This window comes from Cellvibrio sp. KY-GH-1, from assembly GCF_008806975.1.
Classification (GTDB): domain Bacteria; phylum Pseudomonadota; class Gammaproteobacteria; order Pseudomonadales; family Cellvibrionaceae; genus Cellvibrio.
Genome location: NZ_CP031728.1, coordinates 4,249,344 through 4,266,780, shown reverse-complemented (window position 1 = coordinate 4,266,780; position 17,437 = coordinate 4,249,344). Strand labels below are relative to the sequence as shown.

The following is a 17,437-nucleotide window of genomic DNA, read 5'->3' as shown; positions in this document are numbered from 1 at the left end:
GTTGTTGCCTGCTCACTATTGTTTTGCAAGAAACGTTGATGAAGTTGTTTTTATGGAGCTGCTTTTTTAAAAAGCATTTAGCGAGTGCCGCTCAGTGAGGGCACTCCTTTTTTTAGCTCCAACGAATTAACCCGGTAATCAGAATTACTTTTATGAAAATAGAGCATTTTGCAGTAAACGTTGCCGACCCCATTGCCATGGCTGCCTGGTACGTTACCAACATGGGGCTGCGTGTAGTGCGCAAACAAGAGGGTGGGGCGAATACCCATTTTCTGGCAGATGATTCCGGCGATGTGATGATTGAAATTTATAACAATCCACCGGACGAGGTTCCCGATTACAAGAATATGAATCCGCTGATGTTGCATTTGGCGTTTGTGTGCGAGAACCCGGAACAAAAACGCGCCGAACTGGAAGCGGCGGGCGCAAGCTTTGCGGAAGAAGTACACATTAAAGATGGTTCACATTTGGTGATGATGCGCGACCCCTGGGGGCTGGCAATCCAATTGTGTAAACGCGGCAATAAAATGCTGAAGTTTCAGCAGTGAGTTTCTAACTAAAAACAAGTACCAAGAATACGTTTGTGATCGGAAGAGTCTATTTCAAAACCGCATAAATACATCCATGTAGCTTCATTTCGCCATCCATGGCTCGATGATTTTGAAATAGACTCTTCCGACCCCAAACTCACAATGTGCCAAATGATCTTTTTGAGTTTGAAATTATATTGAGTGGCCTATGCGCCCAGTTCTTTATCAAAAACAGCTTTATCAATAATCGCACCACGGTGGCGAATGATAATACCGGCGCAGCGAATGCCCTGCTTGGCGGAATCCTCAATGGATTTTTTCATCAGGCGGCCCGCGAGATATCCTGCATTAAAGGTATCGCCCGCACCGGTAGTATCAATTACACCTTGCACCGGTGGCACAGGCACGCGAATTTCGGCATCCGGGGTAATAATCACAGCATCATCGGCGCCGCGCTTTAACACCAGCTCACTCAGGCTGTAGGCCGAGTAGCGCTTTTTGCAGCCCTCGATAGTGTCGTCACCCCAGAGCAGTTGCTCGTCGTCGAGTGTAAGTAACGCAATATCGGTGTATTCCATGATCGCGAGCATAGCCTGTTGTGCTTCGCTTTTGTCGCGCCACAAGCGCGGGCGATAGTTGCTGTCGAAGGCGACTATCACGTCCTGCTGACGCAACTTGTGCAGGGCGTTGTACAAAAACTCACGCGATTTTTCACCGATAATTGCCAGGGTAATACCGCTTAGGTAAACGCAATTGCAGTGAACCAGTTTTTGGCAGAGTTGATCGGCCGCTTCCTGGGTTTGAAATAATTCGCGCGCCGGGGCTTCTTTACGCCAGTAAAAAAATTCGCGCTCACCGTCCGGGCGGTTGCGAATAATGTACAGCCCGGGCGAGCGGCCGGGAATTTGTTTAATCATGCCAGTGCCAATACTTTCATCGGCGATACGCTGCATAATTTGCGCACTGTAAGGGTCATCACCCAGCTGGGTAACATAATCGGTTTTTAAACCCAGGCGCGCCATATAAACGGAAGTGTTGTAGGTATCGCCAGCGAATGAGAGGGCCATAGTTTCGCGGCCATTACTGTCGGCGGTTGGAAAAGGGGAAAGCTCCACCATGACTTCGCCAATTGCTGCTATGTGTGCCATGTTATGTATCCACAGAAATGCTGGTTAAAAATATTGTTATGGGTTGTGCTAAAAAATAGCAATTGTTAACCCGTTAACTATAACACTTGTTAAATGGCAACCCTAGAATTTTGTGCGATTTAAATTGAGTTGCTGTAGGTTTTTACAAATTAATTTTTTAATTCCTGATAATGAAATCGGGAAATTTATTTATGGATTTATTTTTTCATTCTTTCGACATTAGCTATTAACTTTGCTGGATTTCTATAATGAACCGTTTAAACAAAAACTTGTTGTCACAATTACCTAAAGATGTAGCGCTCCCGACATATGAACGCGAGAAATTGGTCGCTGGCATTGTGCACTTGGGCATAGGCGCGTTTCATCGCGCGCATCAAGCGTTTTACACCGAGGCGGTGCTCAATCAGTTTGGCGGCGACTGGGGAATTATTGGCAGCAGCCTGCGCTCCGCCAGCGTGCGCGATCAACTGGTACCGCAAGATTGTTTGTATACCTTGGTAGAGCGCTCCGGTGAAGGCGAAAAACTGCAAATTATTGGCGCCGTTACCGATACACTGGTTGGACCGGAAAATCCCGCTGCACTGGTAGCCACCATCGCGCAACCAACGATTAAAATTGTTTCATTAACCGTTACCGAAAAAGGTTATTGCCACGACCCAGCCACTGGCAACCTCAACGAAGCTCATCCAGATATTATTCACGATTTACAACATTTAGAAGCGCCAGTTTCCGCTATTGGTTTTATTGTTGCCGCCTTAAAACAACGCTTTGATAAAAATCAAAAGGCCTTCACCGCGCTCAGCTGTGACAATTTACCGAACAACGGCGAAGTACTGGAAAAAGTGGTGCTGCAATTCGCGCAAAAAATTTCACCAGCCTTGGCTGACTGGATTAAAGCCAACGCTACTTTCCCCAGCACCATGATCGACCGTATTGTGCCCGCCACTACCGATGATGACCGTCGCGATATTGAAAACCGTCTCGGCGCACGCGATGAAGGCATGGTGGTGTGCGAACCATTCAGCCAATGGGTGGTGGAAGATAAGTTTGCCGATGGTCGCCCCGAGTGGGAAAAAGTCGGTGTGCTGTTAGTGAAAGATGTACGTGTGTTTGAAAAAATCAAATTGCGCTTATTAAATGGTGCCCACTCCACCATGGCCTATACCGGTTATCTCTCCGGCTTCCAATATATCAGCGAAGTTATGGAGCAGCCCGCGTTCGTTAAGCTGGTAACAACCTATATGGCGCGTGAAGCCGGTGAAACTGTAGCAGCGCCCGCCGGTTTCGACATTGAAGCCTACAAACAACAACTGCGCGATAGATTTTCCAACAAAGCACTCAAACATCGCACCTGGCAAATCGCCATGGATGGTTCGCAAAAGTTACCACAACGATTATTGGAAACGTTGCGCGAACAATTAAAGGGCAATGGCAACATTGATATTTTGTGCCTGGGTGTTGCTGCCTGGATTCGCTACGTCTCCGGTGTTGACGAACAAGGTCAAGCGATTGAAGTCTCTGACCCGCTCGCAAAAGAACTGCGCGCCGCTTGCGATGCCAACCAAGGCAACCCTGCCGGCATGGTAAAAGCGGTAGCGAGCATCCAAAAAGTATTCGGTACTGATTTAATCGATGAGCCGCGCTTTATTCAAACTACGACGCAATGGCTGGAGCGTTTTTATAGCAAGGGTGTGTTGGCTTCTATACAAGAATCTTTCCAATAATCCGTAGGGGCGCAATTTATTGCGCCCTTTTTGATAAAGCATCAATTCCTGCTGAAAAAAATCAACCCGAAATAAATCAAAACACAATAAATCAGGGCGCAATTTATTGCGCCCCTACATTGGAGAGATGACTGCATGATTGTTCGTCATATAGTTTCTATTATTGCGATTTTTTCTTCACTGATACTTATGTCTGGCTGCGCCACTCAACCGAATGCACACTACGATGCAATAGTTAATGCATCCGAAAAACCCTCTACAAAAACCTTCATCAGCATTCAAGCCGCCTTGGATGCTGCCCCAACAATTAATAATAATAAACCTCATCGAATTTTTATCGTTGCAGGCAACTACTACGAAAAGCTGGTAATCGCCAAACCCAACATTCAGTTGATAGGCGCCGATAAAAATACCACGCGCATTTATTACGACGCCTATGCCGGGCAACAATCTACCGATGCTGGTGCGACCAAAGGCCAAATCTGGGGAACACCTGGCTCTGCCACACTGATTATTCGCGCGGCCAATATTCAGTTACGGCATCTCACCGTTGAAAATACGTTTAATTTTCTCGCCAATGATGCACTGGCCCATGATGACCCGAAACTCATCCCCAATAGCCAAGCCGTTGCGCTGCATCTGGATTATGGCAGCGACCGTTTTCTTGCGCGGGATATTCGCTTGCTGGGCTATCAAGACACGCTTTATGTAAACTCCGGTCGCAGCTGGTTTGATAAAAGCTTTATCGCCGGCAATGTGGATTTTATTTTTGGTAAGGGCAACGCGCTTTTTACGAATTCAGAGATTAAAACTCTGGGACGCGGCAAGCCCAGTTCACCCCACGCCTATTTGGTAGCCCCCTCCACCAATATCAATAACGAATACGGTTTAACCTTTATCGATTGTATTTTAACGCGTGATCAATCAGTGCCGGACAACTCCACCGCGCTTGGCCGACCCTGGCACCCCTCCACCCAATTTGCCGATGGCCGCTACGCCGACCCCAATGCCATCGGCAAAGCAATATTTATAAATTCCTGGATGGACGCGCACATCACTCAAGACGGTTGGCACTCCATGGCCGGCACCGCCAAAGACGGCAACAAAATTCAATTTCAACCGCAAGACGCCCGTTTTTTTGAATTCAACAGCAAGGGGCCGGGCGCGACGATTAATAGCAACCGCCGCCAACTGCATAAATCTGAAGTGGACAATTACACGCGCGAGAAAATTTTTGGCGATTGGCGGATCGATTAATTCACTTGCCAATTAAAAGGCCCCTGTCACCAGGGGCAAGCCTATTGCATTGGCCAGGCAGATGAGTGAATGCCTGGGGGTTGGCCAATTGATAGGAATTAGTGTTGCGTCAGCGAGCTCGCCGGGCGCTTGCGCGCCACCCACATAGATTGCAGTGTGACTGTAGACTGGGTTAATAACAGCGATAGCCCAATCGATATTGCAAGTGCTACGGGCATCCACCACAAAAGTTCGATCGGTTGGTAAAAATTTTCCAGCCATTGATTGGCAAAATAGAAACCAACAGGCAAGGCAAGCAAATTAGCGACTAGTACCAGAATGGCAATTTCTTTATTTAACATACCCAAAATTTGACGAACCGAAGCGCCATGCAATTTACGCAAGGCGATTTCCAGCTGGCGCTTTTGCAAGGTGAGCTGTATTAAACCGAATACCCCCAGTAGCGAAATCACCAAAGCGATGCCGGCAATCACTTGAAGAAAATAGCGTAAAATTTTTTCACGCCCGACACTGGCTTCAACCATACCGCTCAGCGGTATCACATAAGGTGTTCCGCCCATCACCTCTTTCCAAACTTGCTTCAAGTAGGCATCTACCTCGGTGAACTCGCCGTTTTTATACTGGATTCCCCAGCTCATGGCATTGCCGAACGTTACCTGCCAAAACGCACAGGGTTGCGGAGCAGAATAAAATTCACCGAAATGAAAATTCCCGGTTACCGCAATAATTTTGGTCGGTATTCCGAAATCGCCCATATAAAATTTTATCGTCTGGTTTATCGCAGATTGTGCATTGGGAAAACCGAGTAGAGGCAATAAATTTTCACAGATTACCAATTCTTTAAATTCCGGCGCACCCGGCGACATTGCTGGTTGTGTCGTGGGATTACTTTGCAAAAATTTGTCGCCTGTCAGTGGCAACTCACCGGCAACAATGGGAACATCGAACACTCGCAAGCCATTAAAATCCGGCACATGCTGAAATGCTATAGCTACCCCATGGGCGCGATCCTGCTCCAGGGTTGATACCCAACCTGGCTCGGCATTGGCCCCCAATAATCCAATTCCCATGCGCGCCATAGACTCAATTGCAGGGTTCTGCTCCAGCCTCGCCTTGAGTTGCAAAAATTGGCCTTTGTTGGCAGTGAGAAATTCCTGTCCATGGAAAAAATAAATGGATTTGGTGGTATAGCCGGGATCAAACCGGCTAAATTTTTCCAATTGAGCATTTACCACCACCACACTAATTAATAACAAACTTGATGCGATTAATTGCACCAGATAGAACATTTTGCGCACGCGCGTATCGATCAGATTTTCACGGGCACGATTTGCACGCAAAGAAAAGGCGAGCGACAAACCGGCGACGCGCCACACCGGATAAATAGCTACCAGTACACTGGCACAGAGGAAGAGGCCGGCAATAATCAGCATCAGCGATGGTTCCAGCAGCAAATTGTTGCCCAAACGAATACTCAAGCTGCTGGCAATAATTGGCAAGAGCGGCTCTAGCACCATAAACGCGAACAAGCCGGCCAATACCAAATACAGAATGGACTCTAACCATATCTGCACAAAGAGCTGCCCAATGCTTGCACCGACCAGCCGCCGCAAGCCAACTTCTTTGCTGCGCTGCAAGTAGCCTGAAATACTGAGATTAATGTGGTTTACCAGCGTAATGACCAACACCAGGAAACCCAACACATACAAGAGTAAAAGTTGCTGCGCTCCACCGCTAACTTCAGCACCCTGGGTATGAACGTTACGAATGGGCATCGCTTTAAAGCTGGGCTCGGCATTGCTTGAGAGCTTTAAGGCTTCGAGCTGCTTTTTCACATAATTATTCAAGCGCTGCTCAATATTCGCTAAGGAGTTACTCGTGTTCAATTTGATATAGGTGCTTACCGAGCGCGACAGCCAATTCCTGTCGCTCTCAGTGACCGCCTCCAACGCAGGAACCATCACCTGGAAAACTTCATTGCTGCGCCGGTTTACATCGGCAATCACCGCCACTACGGTATACAAGCGCTGCTCTTCCCGCGCTTCCAACGCGTCGGGCGCTGGCCCTTCCAATTGGCTGCGCCCTATCGCAAAGGTTTTCCCAAGCGCGCTTTGCGTTCCAAAATATTTTTTCGCCGCAGTTTCACTGAGTATCGCGGCGGTTGGATTGTTACGAAAGCCAGTTATTGTTCCCTCAAGCGGTGTAAACGTGAAGATATCTAGAATACCGTCGTCAATACGCGTTACCGATTGAGAAAAGGTTTTTAAGCTTTTGGATTGTTGATCAGGAAATTGGACCAATATTATGGAGCGTTCCAAGTTGCCTACGGCTGCCAACTCCGGCGCTTGTTCGCGCAGCGCACCGGCGAGAATTTTGGGCGTGAAGCCGGACGCTGCCTTGCCGTTGTCATAAAACTCAAATTTATAAATTGTGTCCGCCTCATCCCAAAAGTTATCCCAGGTAGATTCGCTGTAGTTCACCACAACTACCAGCAGCGCTCCGGCAAGGCCGAGTGTTAAACCCAGAATTTTTACCAGGCTTTGAATTTTGTGTTTCCACAATTGACGTAACGCCAACACTGCATAGTGATAGAACATAGTTATTCCCTGTAATTAATTGGCATCGCGCAATACGTCTGCCGGACGAATGCGTCCCTGCGCAACGCTATGGAGGCTGGCGGTAAACCAAACGCTAAATAAACCCAATGCCAGCGCCAAGGCGCAGAACTGCGGCAACCAGATAGCGAGAGAAAAATGCTGATAGAAGTTTTCCAGCCAGCGATTGACCAAATAGCCGGCAACAGGCCAGGCAATAAGATTGGCGACCAACACTATGCGGGTCATATCGCGATTAATGTGGCCAAGAATTTGCCAGGCACTCGCGCCGTGCAATTTGCGCAATGCGATTTCACGCGCGCGCTTTTGGGTACTCAGTGCGGTCATGCCGTAGACACCGAGTATGCCGATGACTAAAGCTACTAACGCAAATAACATGAGAAACCATTCAATATTTCGTTCATGCCGATACTGATCAGCCAAGGAACCCGCAAGCAACCAGTGATGAGGTTTCGCGCCAGTTATCTCTTGCCAGATTGCTTTTATATGCGCGATCTCTGCTTCGGTTGCGGGGTGATCCAAATTAACGGCGTGAATTAAATTACCACCAACACCACTCAAGCTCAGAAACATACATGGTTTAGGCGCAAGTTTATGACTCCCCAAATGTACATCATCCACCACTGCTCTCACGCGGGAATCCATATCATTCGCACCGATCCATTTAAAAATTTGAACCCTTTGTCCCAATGCGTCCTCCGGCGATTTAAAACCCAATTGTTGCGCAGTTGTGCGGCACAGCACCACTTGTGTAGCCGGACGCGCACCTTCGGCAGTTAACTCAAACCCTGCTGCCAGAGTCTCACGGTTACCCGCAAGAATCGGTATGCCCATAGCGGCGAAGTAATCCGGTGAAGCGAACCACTCTGCATTGGTATTCACTGTTATCTGTTGATCATCGATCTGCGACGTCACCTCCTCCGGCCGTTCATTTTGTCCAGGAAGTGGGGTGACTGAGCTGCTGGCAGCTATATAACCCGGTAATTGTTTGAGCCGGTCTCCAAGCACATCCAATTGTCCCGGAGTTATCTGAGATCCACTCTGATCCACCAGCATTACAATATCTTTGGTTTTGTAGCCAGGTTTGTAGTTATCAATAAATTTAAGTTGCAAATAAATACTCGCCAAACCAATGATCAGGCCGCTCGCTGCTACAAACTGAATATTCAGCAGAGTCTTACGTACAAAAATTGAAATATGATTCTCGGTAGAGCGATTCGCACGCAATATTGTTGCGGCATTTTGTTTGGAAAAGTAAATCGCCGGATAGAGCGCAACAACGCAAGATGCCAGCAACATCAATATAACTACAGCACCCGCTAATTGAGGATCAACTAAAACACCGTCAACCAAGGGTAGTTGCAAGTCAGCGGATAATTTTGGCAGCAGTGATTCACACATCATGAGCGCCAACAAGCACGCAATGCTCACGTAAATTAGCGAATCCACCCAATATTGCCAAAGAAGCTGCGTTTTGGCCGCACCGTGAACACGACGCAAAGCCACTTCCTTTTGCCGCGCAACGTGTCCCGCTAACCCCAAATTGATAAAGTTACTTAGCGCAACCACTAGAATCAGCAACCCCAGCACACCCAAAATTAATATCCGCTGCTGATTACCTGCGCTACCGCCATCGTGCAAATGTCGTTCGGTGATAGGCATTAATTGATACACGGTCTCCCGCAATCGGCGAGCCTCAGGCACTTCAGGTAAATTGCTGGCTACCACTTGATTTAATAGTGCAGCAATCGATTCTCTATCTAATTCTTCTTTAGGTTTTGCGTAGACCTCCCACGACTCAAAGTATTCATTCTGACTCAGCAGGGGATATTCCAACTTTGGATAATAAATACCTCCAGGTATTTGGCTACGGGGATTGTCCATGTCTACTACCGCGATGATTCGCGCCTGAACGGGACTCGTGGGCACATTGTCGTGCTGGGGCGAAAAAGTTGGTCGCTGTGGAATAGTCACCAGCATCCCGACTGGATTTGTCTTGCCGAATAGTTTTTCGGCTGCCTTTTTCGTAATAAATGCCGTGTTAGGGTCGCTTACAAAAGCACCCAAATCACCCGCTATTATTTTTGGTTGGAATATTTCTATAAAATCCGCAGCAACCTGTAGAGTAAGCAACTGCTGACTCTGAGTTTGCTCCACCGCCCCGTCAGTCCAACTCACGGCGGCCGAGAACGGACGTATTTCGCTAAACCAAAGCTTTCCCGCAAGCGCCGTGCGAAAATTGTAGCAATCCACTTCACTCACACTGTCCTGGAACCCTTTTAAATTACTGGCTTCCGTTTTGCCACGCACCAAATAGATCTGCTCCGCCTCCGGCCAAAACGAATCCCAGGTGAGCTCGCTGTAATTGACAATCATCACCAGCAGGGCACCGGCCAACCCCAGGGCCAGCCCCAGAATTTTGATCACGCTATTAAGCGGATGCTTTAGCAAATGGCGCACAGCCACCTGCAGATAGTGAACAAACATAATAATTTCCTTATGAACTACTAGGCTGCGGCCAACTGGGTCTGGGCGATAATTTTTCCGTCGAATAAATTAATGCGGCGCTGGGCGTAGCTGGCATGTTCCTGCGAGTGAGTCACCATGACGACGGTAGAACCTTCCTGGTTTAATTTTTTAAGCAGATTCATCACCTCCTGACCGTGGGTGGAATCCAGGTTACCGGTTGGCTCATCGGCGAGAATTAATTTTGGGTTGGCAACCAAGGCGCGCGCCACTGCGACTCGCTGTTGTTGGCCGCCGGATAATTGGCTCGGCATGTGTTTGGCGCGATGCGCAATTTCCATTTTTTCGATGACCGCTTGCACCCGGGCACGGCGTTCTTTAACCGGAATTTTTTGATAGAGCAGCGCCAACTCAATGTTCTCAAATACGCTTAGCTCATCAATCAAATTAAAACTTTGAAAAATAAAACCGACTTGATGTTTACGCAATTGACTCAGTTTGCTTTCACTGTAACCCGCTATATCTTCACCGTTAAAGTAATAGCTGCCTGCATCCGGGCTATCAAGCATTCCCAAAATATTTAACAGCGTAGATTTGCCGCAGCCGGACGGCCCCATAATGGCAACAAATTCACCCGCATTAATTTCCAAGGCTACTTTGCTCAGCGCGCGCGTTTCCAGTGTGTCAGTGCGAAATATTTTGTCGATACCGTTCAAGCGAATCATAGTGTTCTCCTTGGTGTTTTTTATGAGTAAGTAGTTTTTGTTTAAATAGTTGAGGTCACAGGTTAACGAATAATTAGCCGGTCTATTTCTTTGTAATTGGTATAGGGGCTCACTATGACCGATTCCCCTTCCACGAGACCATTCAAGACTTCAATAGACTGGGCATTGCGCCGCCCCAATGTTATGTCGCGCTTGCGCGCAAATTGCTGCGAGCCATCCATCACATAAATCCAATGCCCGCCCGTATCCTGATAAAACGAATTGTTGGGTATTAACAAAGCCGGTTCATTTGCCCCAATTTGCAACCGCATCTGCAGCGTTTGACCCCGGCTAACATTAGGGGGTTGGGCATTGTTAAATACCAAATCCACCCGAAATTGCCCATCAATCACTTGCGGATAGATTTTTTTTACGCGCAGATCATATTTTTCACTGCCTTGCTGGTAAAAAGCCGTTTGACCAAGCTGTAAGCGATTTTTATAGAACTCATCAACCAACGCCATGACTTTAAAATTATCCGGATCGTCGATTTGGCCAAAGCGTTCCCCCGGCATTAACGATTGACCAGGCTGCAAATCGAAGGCAGTGAGCAACCCATCCACCGGGGCCTTTACTTTCAATGATTCCAGATTATCGCGCGCGAAAGCGAGATTTTTATTGAGCGATGCGACCGAACCGCGCAGTTGCTGCAATTGGGATTCCTGTAGCGCTTTATCGGCCGCTTGCGATTCTTTGGTGAGCGCAAGACTGTTCTGCAAGTATTGGTATTGATTGCCCAGCTCATCCAATTTGTCCTGTGCAATATAGTTTTGCGCGGCCAATTTTTTGGCGCGCGCCAATTGTTGTGCGGTGTCTTTTAAGCGCAATTCCAATTCATTCAGTTGACGTTTGTGATCCAGCGCATTGCGTGCAAGATTTAATTCCTGCGACTGCAACAAATTGATCTGCTCGCTAACCTGCGCTTCCCGAGTGATGGACTCCAACTGCAAACGCGCGTTGGAAAATTCCACTATCGCTTGTCCCGCTTGCAGCTCTACGCCTTCTTCCACCAGAATTTTTTCCACTCGCCCACCTTCCATCGCATCCAGATAAATGGTGTACAACGGGGTAATTTGCCCGCGCAACGGAATTACATCCTCAAAGATTCCCTGGCTCACTTGCGCAACACTTAATTCACTTTTCAGCACGCGCAAGCGCCGCTCACCACTGGGCGCGGCCCAGGCCCAAAGCGCGCACACCAAGCTGAAGCCGAGCACTGAAAAAAAATATTTGCGCTGGCGGCGCCAGGCATTGGCAGGTATTGGTGTATCCATAAAACTCATTTTTTTATCAATCACTTAACACCACACTTACTCCAGCGGGAGGAAGCGGTATAAGCGATAAATTGCAGCTGCCGTGCCAACACAAAAAAGCAATTAATATCAACGAGTTAGCCAACCCACCTGAGTAGTTGAGCAAAGACTACCGTCCGAAAACGTACACTTGCTGTGCGATTTCGGGCGAAATAGACTGTGCGCACTTTACCGACTCCACCCACTCCACGGACAAAACAGCACAGGATTTTTATGGCAGCGCTTGCACAACCCTTATTGGCAGGGCATTTGTTGGTTGTTGACGATGACGAGGATGTCATCGCGGCCGCGCGTTTATTGTTGAAACGCAAGGTTGCGCGCTTTAGCAGCCTAAATGACCCCCAGCAGTTGCCCGATTTCTTACAGCAACATTCATCACTTCACACCGTTGACGTCGTTTTGCTGGATATGAATTTTGTACTGGGTGAAAACAGCGGTAATGCGGGTTTGGAGTGGCTAACATTTATTAAAAAACACTACCCTGACACAGTGGTTATTTTAATGACCGCCTTTGCCGGGGTTGAATTAGCGGTTAATGCGATGAAAGCGGGCGCTACCGATTTTGTGATAAAGCCCTGGAGCAATGAAAAATTGCTCGGCACTTTGCATGCAGCCTTTAGCCTCGCGCACTCGCGCAAGGACAATCGACAATTGAACCAGCACAACAGCGCCTTGCGCCAATCCATTGCCGCCAGCTTACCGGCATTTATTGGTGAAACACCCGCAATGCAGGAATTGTTGCGCAAAATTAATCGCTGCGCGCCCACTGAAGCCAACGTATTAATTCTGGGGGAAAATGGTTCTGGTAAAGAATTGGTTGCGCGTGAAATTCACCGTCGCTCAGCGCGCGCCGAGCAGGTTTTTATGGCGCTTGATATGGGGGCCATTCCGGACAATTTATTTGAAGCAGAATTATTTGGTTATCGCAAAGGGGCATTTACCGGCGCACAGGAAAATCGCGCAGGGCGTTTATTAGCAGCAAATGGCGGAACTTTATTTCTGGATGAAATCGCCAACCTCCCCATGCATCTGCAAGTAAAATTATTGCGCGTATTGGAACAGCGCCAGGTGACGGCATTGGGCGATGACAAGCCCCAAGCGTTAAATGTACGCGTTATTGCAGCGACTAACGCCAGCACCGAACAATTACACGATGAACTCCAGTTTCGTCAGGATTTGTTGTACCGACTCAACACCGTTGAATTGCAGTTGCCGCCACTGCGCGAGCGCAAAGAAGACATTCCCTTACTGGCAGATTATTTTCTCGGGCTCTATGCGCAAAAATATCAGCGTAAGAAGCCGCTACTCACGCGCGAAGCCCAACGCGCGCTGGCAAATTATTCCTGGCCTGGCAATGTGCGCTCCCTCAGCCACGCCGTAGAGCGCGCGCTGGTTTTAAGTGACCAGGATTTATTGGACAGCGCCGATTTTGCGCTGGGCGAATCGCCGCTAAAAACCGGCGCTGCACGCCAGCTGCACCCGGAAACACTGAATCTCGAAATACTGGAACGCAATGCCGTTGAGACCGCGTTGAAAAAGCATGGCGGCAACATCTCACAAGCGGCAACGGAATTGGGTTTAACCCGCACTGCGCTTTATCGCCGGATGGAAAAATATGATCTCTAAGTGGCGTACTGATTTTCGCATAGCCGTTAGCCTGCGTTTGCTGCTCATTTTTTTGACCATGGCTGCTATTGTCTGGCTATTGCAGCGCGAGACGCCGCTAGTGTTTAGTCTTGTTGGATGTAGCCTGCTATTGTTACTTCAAATTCTTTTGCTGTTGCAGTCGCTCCAAAAAATTTATTTGCAGTTGGAGGATTTTTTTACCAGCCTGCACTTCCAGGATACAACGCGTCAGATTGTACCGGTGTTTTACCAAGGCAAAAAGCTCGCTCAACTCTGGCAGGAAATTCAAAGCGACATGCAGCAGCTACGCGCGCGCAACGAGTCACTGTTGCACTACTACTCCATGCTGCTGGAAAAAGTCCCTGTGCCGCTGGTGCGCTTGCACGCAGAAAAAATCGAGTTGCTCAACAGCGCCGCGCGGCAATTATTTCAGCATAATCAATTAACGCGCGTGAGCGAGCTGAATCATTTCGGCCAAGGCTTTGCGCGGGCGCTAACCGGTCTGCAACCGGGTGATCAGCAATTGCTTAGCTTGCAACTGCCGCAGCAAACCTTATCGCTCGCCGCTTCCGCCACCAGCATTCAAACACCCGAAGGCACGAATAAAATTATCAGTTTGCAAGTGATCCAGCGCGAATTGGATCGCCAGCAAATCGACGCCTGGCAAAAACTGGTGCAAGTACTCAGCCATGAAATCATGAATTCAATGACGCCAATTCATTCCCTAAGCAACACAGCGCAGGATTTACTGGCGAGCTACCAACAACAACTCGCAACGGCACCACAAGATCTCGCAACCGACTTATTAACCGACGCCAATGAAGCATTAGTAACCGTGAGCCGTCGCAGCGAACACTTGATGGATTTTGTACGCGCCTATCGCACAGTCGCGCAGCCGCTGCACCTCGAGCTACGACCCCATGCGCTGCGCCACTTATTACAGTCGGTCGTAACTTTATTTACTCAGGAATTGGAACGAGACACGATTTCCCTTGCGCTTGACATTACACCCGAACACCTGGAATTTAATACCGACGCGGCGCAGATTGAACAGGCACTGATTAACTTGATTAAAAATGCCATTGAAGCTCTGCGCGAACACCAGGCGCCTGCAGCCGGCAAACATATTTTTCTGCGCGCCTATATTCACCCCCAAGGCAAGCTTGTCATTGACGTAGAGGATAACGGGCCGGGCATTGCTGAGGATAAACGAGCGCAAATCTTTGTTCCTTTCTATACATCCAAGCGCACGGGAACGGGAATCGGCCTGTTTGTGGTTCAACAAATCATGCAGGCTCATGGAGGTTCGGTAAATTATCTCGCTCTGCCGCACGGCAGCTGTTTTCGCATGATGTTTTAATCGCTTTCTATCAGGCTTGGCTATGCATCAGCATTGGCTTAGAGCAGGCTATAATTACCGCCATTCGGCGATGGGTCACAAGCGTGGTTAACATCCACAATGAATGTAAATGTGCGACCAGGGATCGCGCTTGGCGAAAGGACAACAATAATGGTTACAGGTAACACCTTAAAACTGCGCAGGCGTTGGCGATGGATAATTGGCCTCTTGTTCAGCCTCCAGACAACACTAGCCAGCGCCGATTTTATTGTGTCGCACCGCGAGCCATCCGGTGACACAGATACGCGAGACCAATACACCATTGCCTTGATTCGACTAGCGCTGGAAAAAACCAAAGCCGCTTACGGCGCTTATGAAATGCGCCCCATTCCTGCCAGCTACTACAAGCTTCGCGCACGCCTTGCCACTAGCAGCAATCAGTATCCCAACATTCTGCTCGAAGAAAGTTACGACGATGAGCTTGTCACTAAAAGCAAACTGGACTTTATTCCCTTTCCCATCGACCTGGGAATTCTGGGTTATCGGGTCTGCTTCGTAAGCCCGCAGCGCAAAGCGGACGTTGCGCGAATCACATCGATTGAGGAACTAAAAAAGTTTCGGCTCGGCCAGGGCATAGGCTGGCAGGATGCCAAAATACTGAAGCACAACGGCTTCAACGTGATTGAGGTGGAGGCCTATGAGAGCTTGTTTAAGATGGTCGCCGCCGGGCGAATTGATTTATTTTGTACCGGCGCCAATCAGGCCAGCGCTGAATTGCAGGCACACCAGACGCTAACACAGCTCAGTATCGATAACGCATTTACACTGGTGTACAAACTGCCGCGCTTTTTCTTTTTGCATCCGGATAATCAATTGTTGAAACGGCGCATCACCACCGGGTTAACACTCGCCTATAACGACGGCAGCATGCAGCAACTGTGGCAAGAAAATTTTGGTCCCGGCCTGCGCCAGATCCATTTACCAGAGCGCACTGTCTTTTACCTCGCCAACCCGTTTATTGCCCATCTGGACCGGGGTTATGAGCAATATCTTTTTTCCCCGCTCAATCCTCCATAACGGCAATAGCCTGACCCAATACCCCGGACACCGATGCTCACCGTTCACGCAGAGTGCTAACACAGGTTGTCGGTGCGCTGCGGGATTTTGTCGCGCCGCAAAGATTTGGCGCCCGGGTTCGAGTATCATGGCCGCTCGCGCTTATGGACTGAAATGGAACTTGCCTGATGCATTACCTCTCGCCCGAATTCGGGATTTTATTTGTTGTTTTTTTGTGGCTCTACTGGTGGATTGGCTCTGCCCGTGGCGTAAAGGCGCAGAACTATTTGTTGCTGATCGCCAGCTATCTTTTTTACTGCTCCTTTGATTGGCGTTTTGCGCTTTTGTTGGCGAATTTCTCGCTGGTAATCCTGTTGCTGGCGCAGGCAATACAAACACCGAATGGCACCCGGCGGCGCTGGCCCATGCTGTTGGGTGTGGCCATCGCGCTTCTGAACCTGGGAATATTCAAGTACTACAATTTTTTCCGCGAAGAGGCCATGGCCTTGCTTACACCGGTTTTTACCGACGCCAGCTTGCCGGTGTTGGAATTGGTGCTGCCCGTGGGGATTTCGTTTTACACCTTCCAGGGGATTGCTTATCTGGTGAGCGTAGGGCGAGGCGAATACAAAGCCGCAACACTCGCCGATGGTTTATTGCATCTCTCCTTTTTCCCGACACTACTCGCCGGGCCAATTTGTCGCCCCGGTGAATTGCTCGCACAAATTGAAGCTCCTGCACGCCGCGCGTTGGTTGCGCCCGAGTGGGCTATTTTATTGATCATCTCGGCGTTGATTAAAAAAATCTGGCTGGCTGCCTGGCTCGCCGAGGAGTGGGCCAACCCGGTTTTCGCCAGCCCCGAGAGTTATCACGCGGTGGAGTTGGCCGGCGGGCTGATGGCCTATGCCTGGCAATTATTTTTTGATTTTTCCGGCTACACCGATGTGGTTACCGCGCTGGCATTGCTACTGGGTTTTAAATTGCCGGTGAATTTCCGCCAGCCTTATCTCGCCACCAATTTGAGTGATTTTTGGAAACGCTGGCATATCACCCTATCGCGCTGGATTCGCGATTTTGTGTACATACCACTCGGCGGTAATCGCGGCAATTTCGGCCGCACCCAAATTAATTTGGTGGTCGCCATGACGCTCTCGGGATTTTGGCACGGCGCAAGCATTACTTTTGTGGTCTGGGGACTCTGGCACGGTATCGGGCTGGTGTGCCAAAACATCTGGCATAAAGTCTCTGACTGGCGGTTGCCGGCGGTGATCGGGCAAATTATTACCTTTATTTTTGTTTGTCTGGGCTGGCTGTTATTCCGCGCCGAAGATTGGGACTCCGCCAAAACTTTCCTGTTAGGGTTTGGCGAATGGGAGTTAGTGCCCAGCTTGAACTGGCTGGGGTTACTCCTCGCCATAGGAATATTTTTTGTACTGGCCAGACAGGCGGAAAATATCATGCAAAAATCAGCAATCCTGTTGCGCCAGTTGCCCTGGTGGGCGCAGAGCCTGTGCCTGTTTTTAAGCGCACTGGTAATTATGGGGTTGGCGCCGGCGGGTATGCCGGGCTTCATTTACTTTGGTTTTTAATATGCGCGGT

General features: G+C 48.9%; 12 protein-coding genes. 7 read left to right on the top strand and 5 right to left on the bottom strand.

What is annotated here, in order from left to right; translation table 11 throughout:
- Window positions 1-152 precede the first annotated feature (152 nt).
- The gene (locus D0C16_RS18030; protein WP_151033644.1) at window positions 153-548 is read left to right on the top strand and encodes a VOC family protein; all 396 of its coding nucleotides are present in this window, start codon (window positions 153-155) and stop codon (window positions 546-548) included.
- A gap of 188 nt (window positions 549-736) precedes the next feature.
- Here the strand turns inward: D0C16_RS18030 and D0C16_RS18025 are convergent, their stop codons facing one another.
- Window positions 737-1,678, bottom strand: a complete 942-nt coding sequence (locus D0C16_RS18025) for a sugar kinase (RefSeq protein WP_151033643.1) — start codon at window positions 1,676-1,678, stop codon at window positions 737-739.
- A 248-nt stretch (window positions 1,679-1,926) separates the two neighbouring features.
- On the opposite strand from D0C16_RS18025, the gene D0C16_RS18020 reads away from it, so the two are divergent.
- Together D0C16_RS18020 and D0C16_RS18015 are read left to right on the top strand one after the other, a co-directional pair.
- Window positions 1,927-3,402: a mannitol dehydrogenase family protein gene (locus tag D0C16_RS18020; RefSeq protein WP_151033642.1), complete on the top strand. Its 1,476-nt coding sequence runs from the start codon at window positions 1,927-1,929 to the stop codon at window positions 3,400-3,402.
- Window positions 3,403-3,537: 135 nt separating this feature from the next.
- Window positions 3,538-4,659: a pectinesterase family protein gene (locus D0C16_RS18015; RefSeq protein WP_151033641.1), complete on the top strand. Its 1,122-nt coding sequence runs from the start codon at window positions 3,538-3,540 to the stop codon at window positions 4,657-4,659.
- Between the two features lie 98 nt (window positions 4,660-4,757).
- On the opposite strand, the gene D0C16_RS18010 is transcribed toward D0C16_RS18015, so the two are convergent.
- The 4 genes from D0C16_RS18010 to D0C16_RS17995 all read right to left on the bottom strand — a co-directional run bounded on the left by D0C16_RS18010 (window position 4,758) and on the right by D0C16_RS17995 (window position 11,802).
- On the bottom strand, window positions 4,758-7,256 hold the full coding sequence (locus D0C16_RS18010; protein ID WP_151033640.1) for an ABC transporter permease: 2,499 nt from the start codon (window positions 7,254-7,256) through the stop codon (window positions 4,758-4,760).
- Between the two features lie 15 nt (window positions 7,257-7,271).
- The gene (locus D0C16_RS18005; RefSeq protein WP_151033639.1) at window positions 7,272-9,761 is read right to left on the bottom strand and encodes an ABC transporter permease; all 2,490 of its coding nucleotides are present in this window, start codon (window positions 9,759-9,761) and stop codon (window positions 7,272-7,274) included.
- 20 nt (window positions 9,762-9,781) lie between these two features.
- The gene (locus tag D0C16_RS18000; protein ID WP_151033638.1) at window positions 9,782-10,465 is read right to left on the bottom strand and encodes an ABC transporter ATP-binding protein; all 684 of its coding nucleotides are present in this window, start codon (window positions 10,463-10,465) and stop codon (window positions 9,782-9,784) included.
- Window positions 10,466-10,527: 62 nt separating this feature from the next.
- A complete protein-coding gene (locus D0C16_RS17995; protein WP_191968539.1) occupies window positions 10,528-11,802 on the bottom strand; it encodes an efflux RND transporter periplasmic adaptor subunit in 1,275 nt (424 codons plus the stop codon).
- Between the two features lie 228 nt (window positions 11,803-12,030).
- Here D0C16_RS17995 and D0C16_RS17990 point away from each other — a divergent pair, with 228 nt between their 5' ends.
- The 4 genes from D0C16_RS17990 (at window position 12,031) to D0C16_RS17975 (ending at window position 17,427) form a co-directional block, all read left to right on the top strand.
- On the top strand, window positions 12,031-13,443 hold the full coding sequence (locus D0C16_RS17990) for a sigma-54 dependent transcriptional regulator (RefSeq protein ID WP_151033637.1): 1,413 nt from the start codon (window positions 12,031-12,033) through the stop codon (window positions 13,441-13,443).
- Complete coding sequence (locus D0C16_RS17985; RefSeq protein WP_151033636.1) at window positions 13,433-14,803, top strand: PAS domain-containing sensor histidine kinase; 1,371 nt, start codon at window positions 13,433-13,435, stop codon at window positions 14,801-14,803. Before D0C16_RS17990 ends, D0C16_RS17985 begins: the two co-directional genes overlap by 11 nt.
- Before the next feature lie 150 nt (window positions 14,804-14,953).
- Window positions 14,954-15,859 (top strand): ABC transporter substrate-binding protein, encoded by a 906-nt coding sequence (locus tag D0C16_RS17980; protein WP_191968538.1) that lies wholly within the window; start codon window positions 14,954-14,956, stop codon window positions 15,857-15,859.
- Between the two features lie 167 nt (window positions 15,860-16,026).
- Entirely contained in the window at window positions 16,027-17,427 is a 1,401-nt protein-coding gene (locus D0C16_RS17975) for an MBOAT family protein (protein ID WP_151033634.1), read from the top strand.
- Window positions 17,428-17,437 lie beyond the last annotated feature (10 nt).

Coding starts and splice junctions, on each gene's coding strand:
- D0C16_RS17985 (WP_151033636.1), top strand. CDS start 13,433: ATGATCTCTAAGTGGCGTACTGATTTTCGCATAGCCGTTAGCCTGCGT.
- D0C16_RS18015 (WP_151033641.1), top strand. CDS start 3,538: ATGATTGTTCGTCATATAGTTTCTATTATTGCGATTTTTTCTTCACTG.
- D0C16_RS18000 (WP_151033638.1), bottom strand. CDS start 10,465: ATGATTCGCTTGAACGGTATCGACAAAATATTTCGCACTGACACACTG.
- D0C16_RS18010 (WP_151033640.1), bottom strand. CDS start 7,256: ATGTTCTATCACTATGCAGTGTTGGCGTTACGTCAATTGTGGAAACAC.
- D0C16_RS18020 (WP_151033642.1), top strand. CDS start 1,927: ATGAACCGTTTAAACAAAAACTTGTTGTCACAATTACCTAAAGATGTA.
- D0C16_RS18030 (WP_151033644.1), top strand. CDS start 153: ATGAAAATAGAGCATTTTGCAGTAAACGTTGCCGACCCCATTGCCATG.
- D0C16_RS17980 (WP_191968538.1), top strand. CDS start 14,954: ATGGTTACAGGTAACACCTTAAAACTGCGCAGGCGTTGGCGATGGATA.
- D0C16_RS17990 (WP_151033637.1), top strand. CDS start 12,031: ATGGCAGCGCTTGCACAACCCTTATTGGCAGGGCATTTGTTGGTTGTT.
- D0C16_RS18025 (WP_151033643.1), bottom strand. CDS start 1,678: ATGGCACACATAGCAGCAATTGGCGAAGTCATGGTGGAGCTTTCCCCT.
- D0C16_RS18005 (WP_151033639.1), bottom strand. CDS start 9,761: ATGTTTGTTCACTATCTGCAGGTGGCTGTGCGCCATTTGCTAAAGCAT.
- D0C16_RS17975 (WP_151033634.1), top strand. CDS start 16,027: ATGCATTACCTCTCGCCCGAATTCGGGATTTTATTTGTTGTTTTTTTG.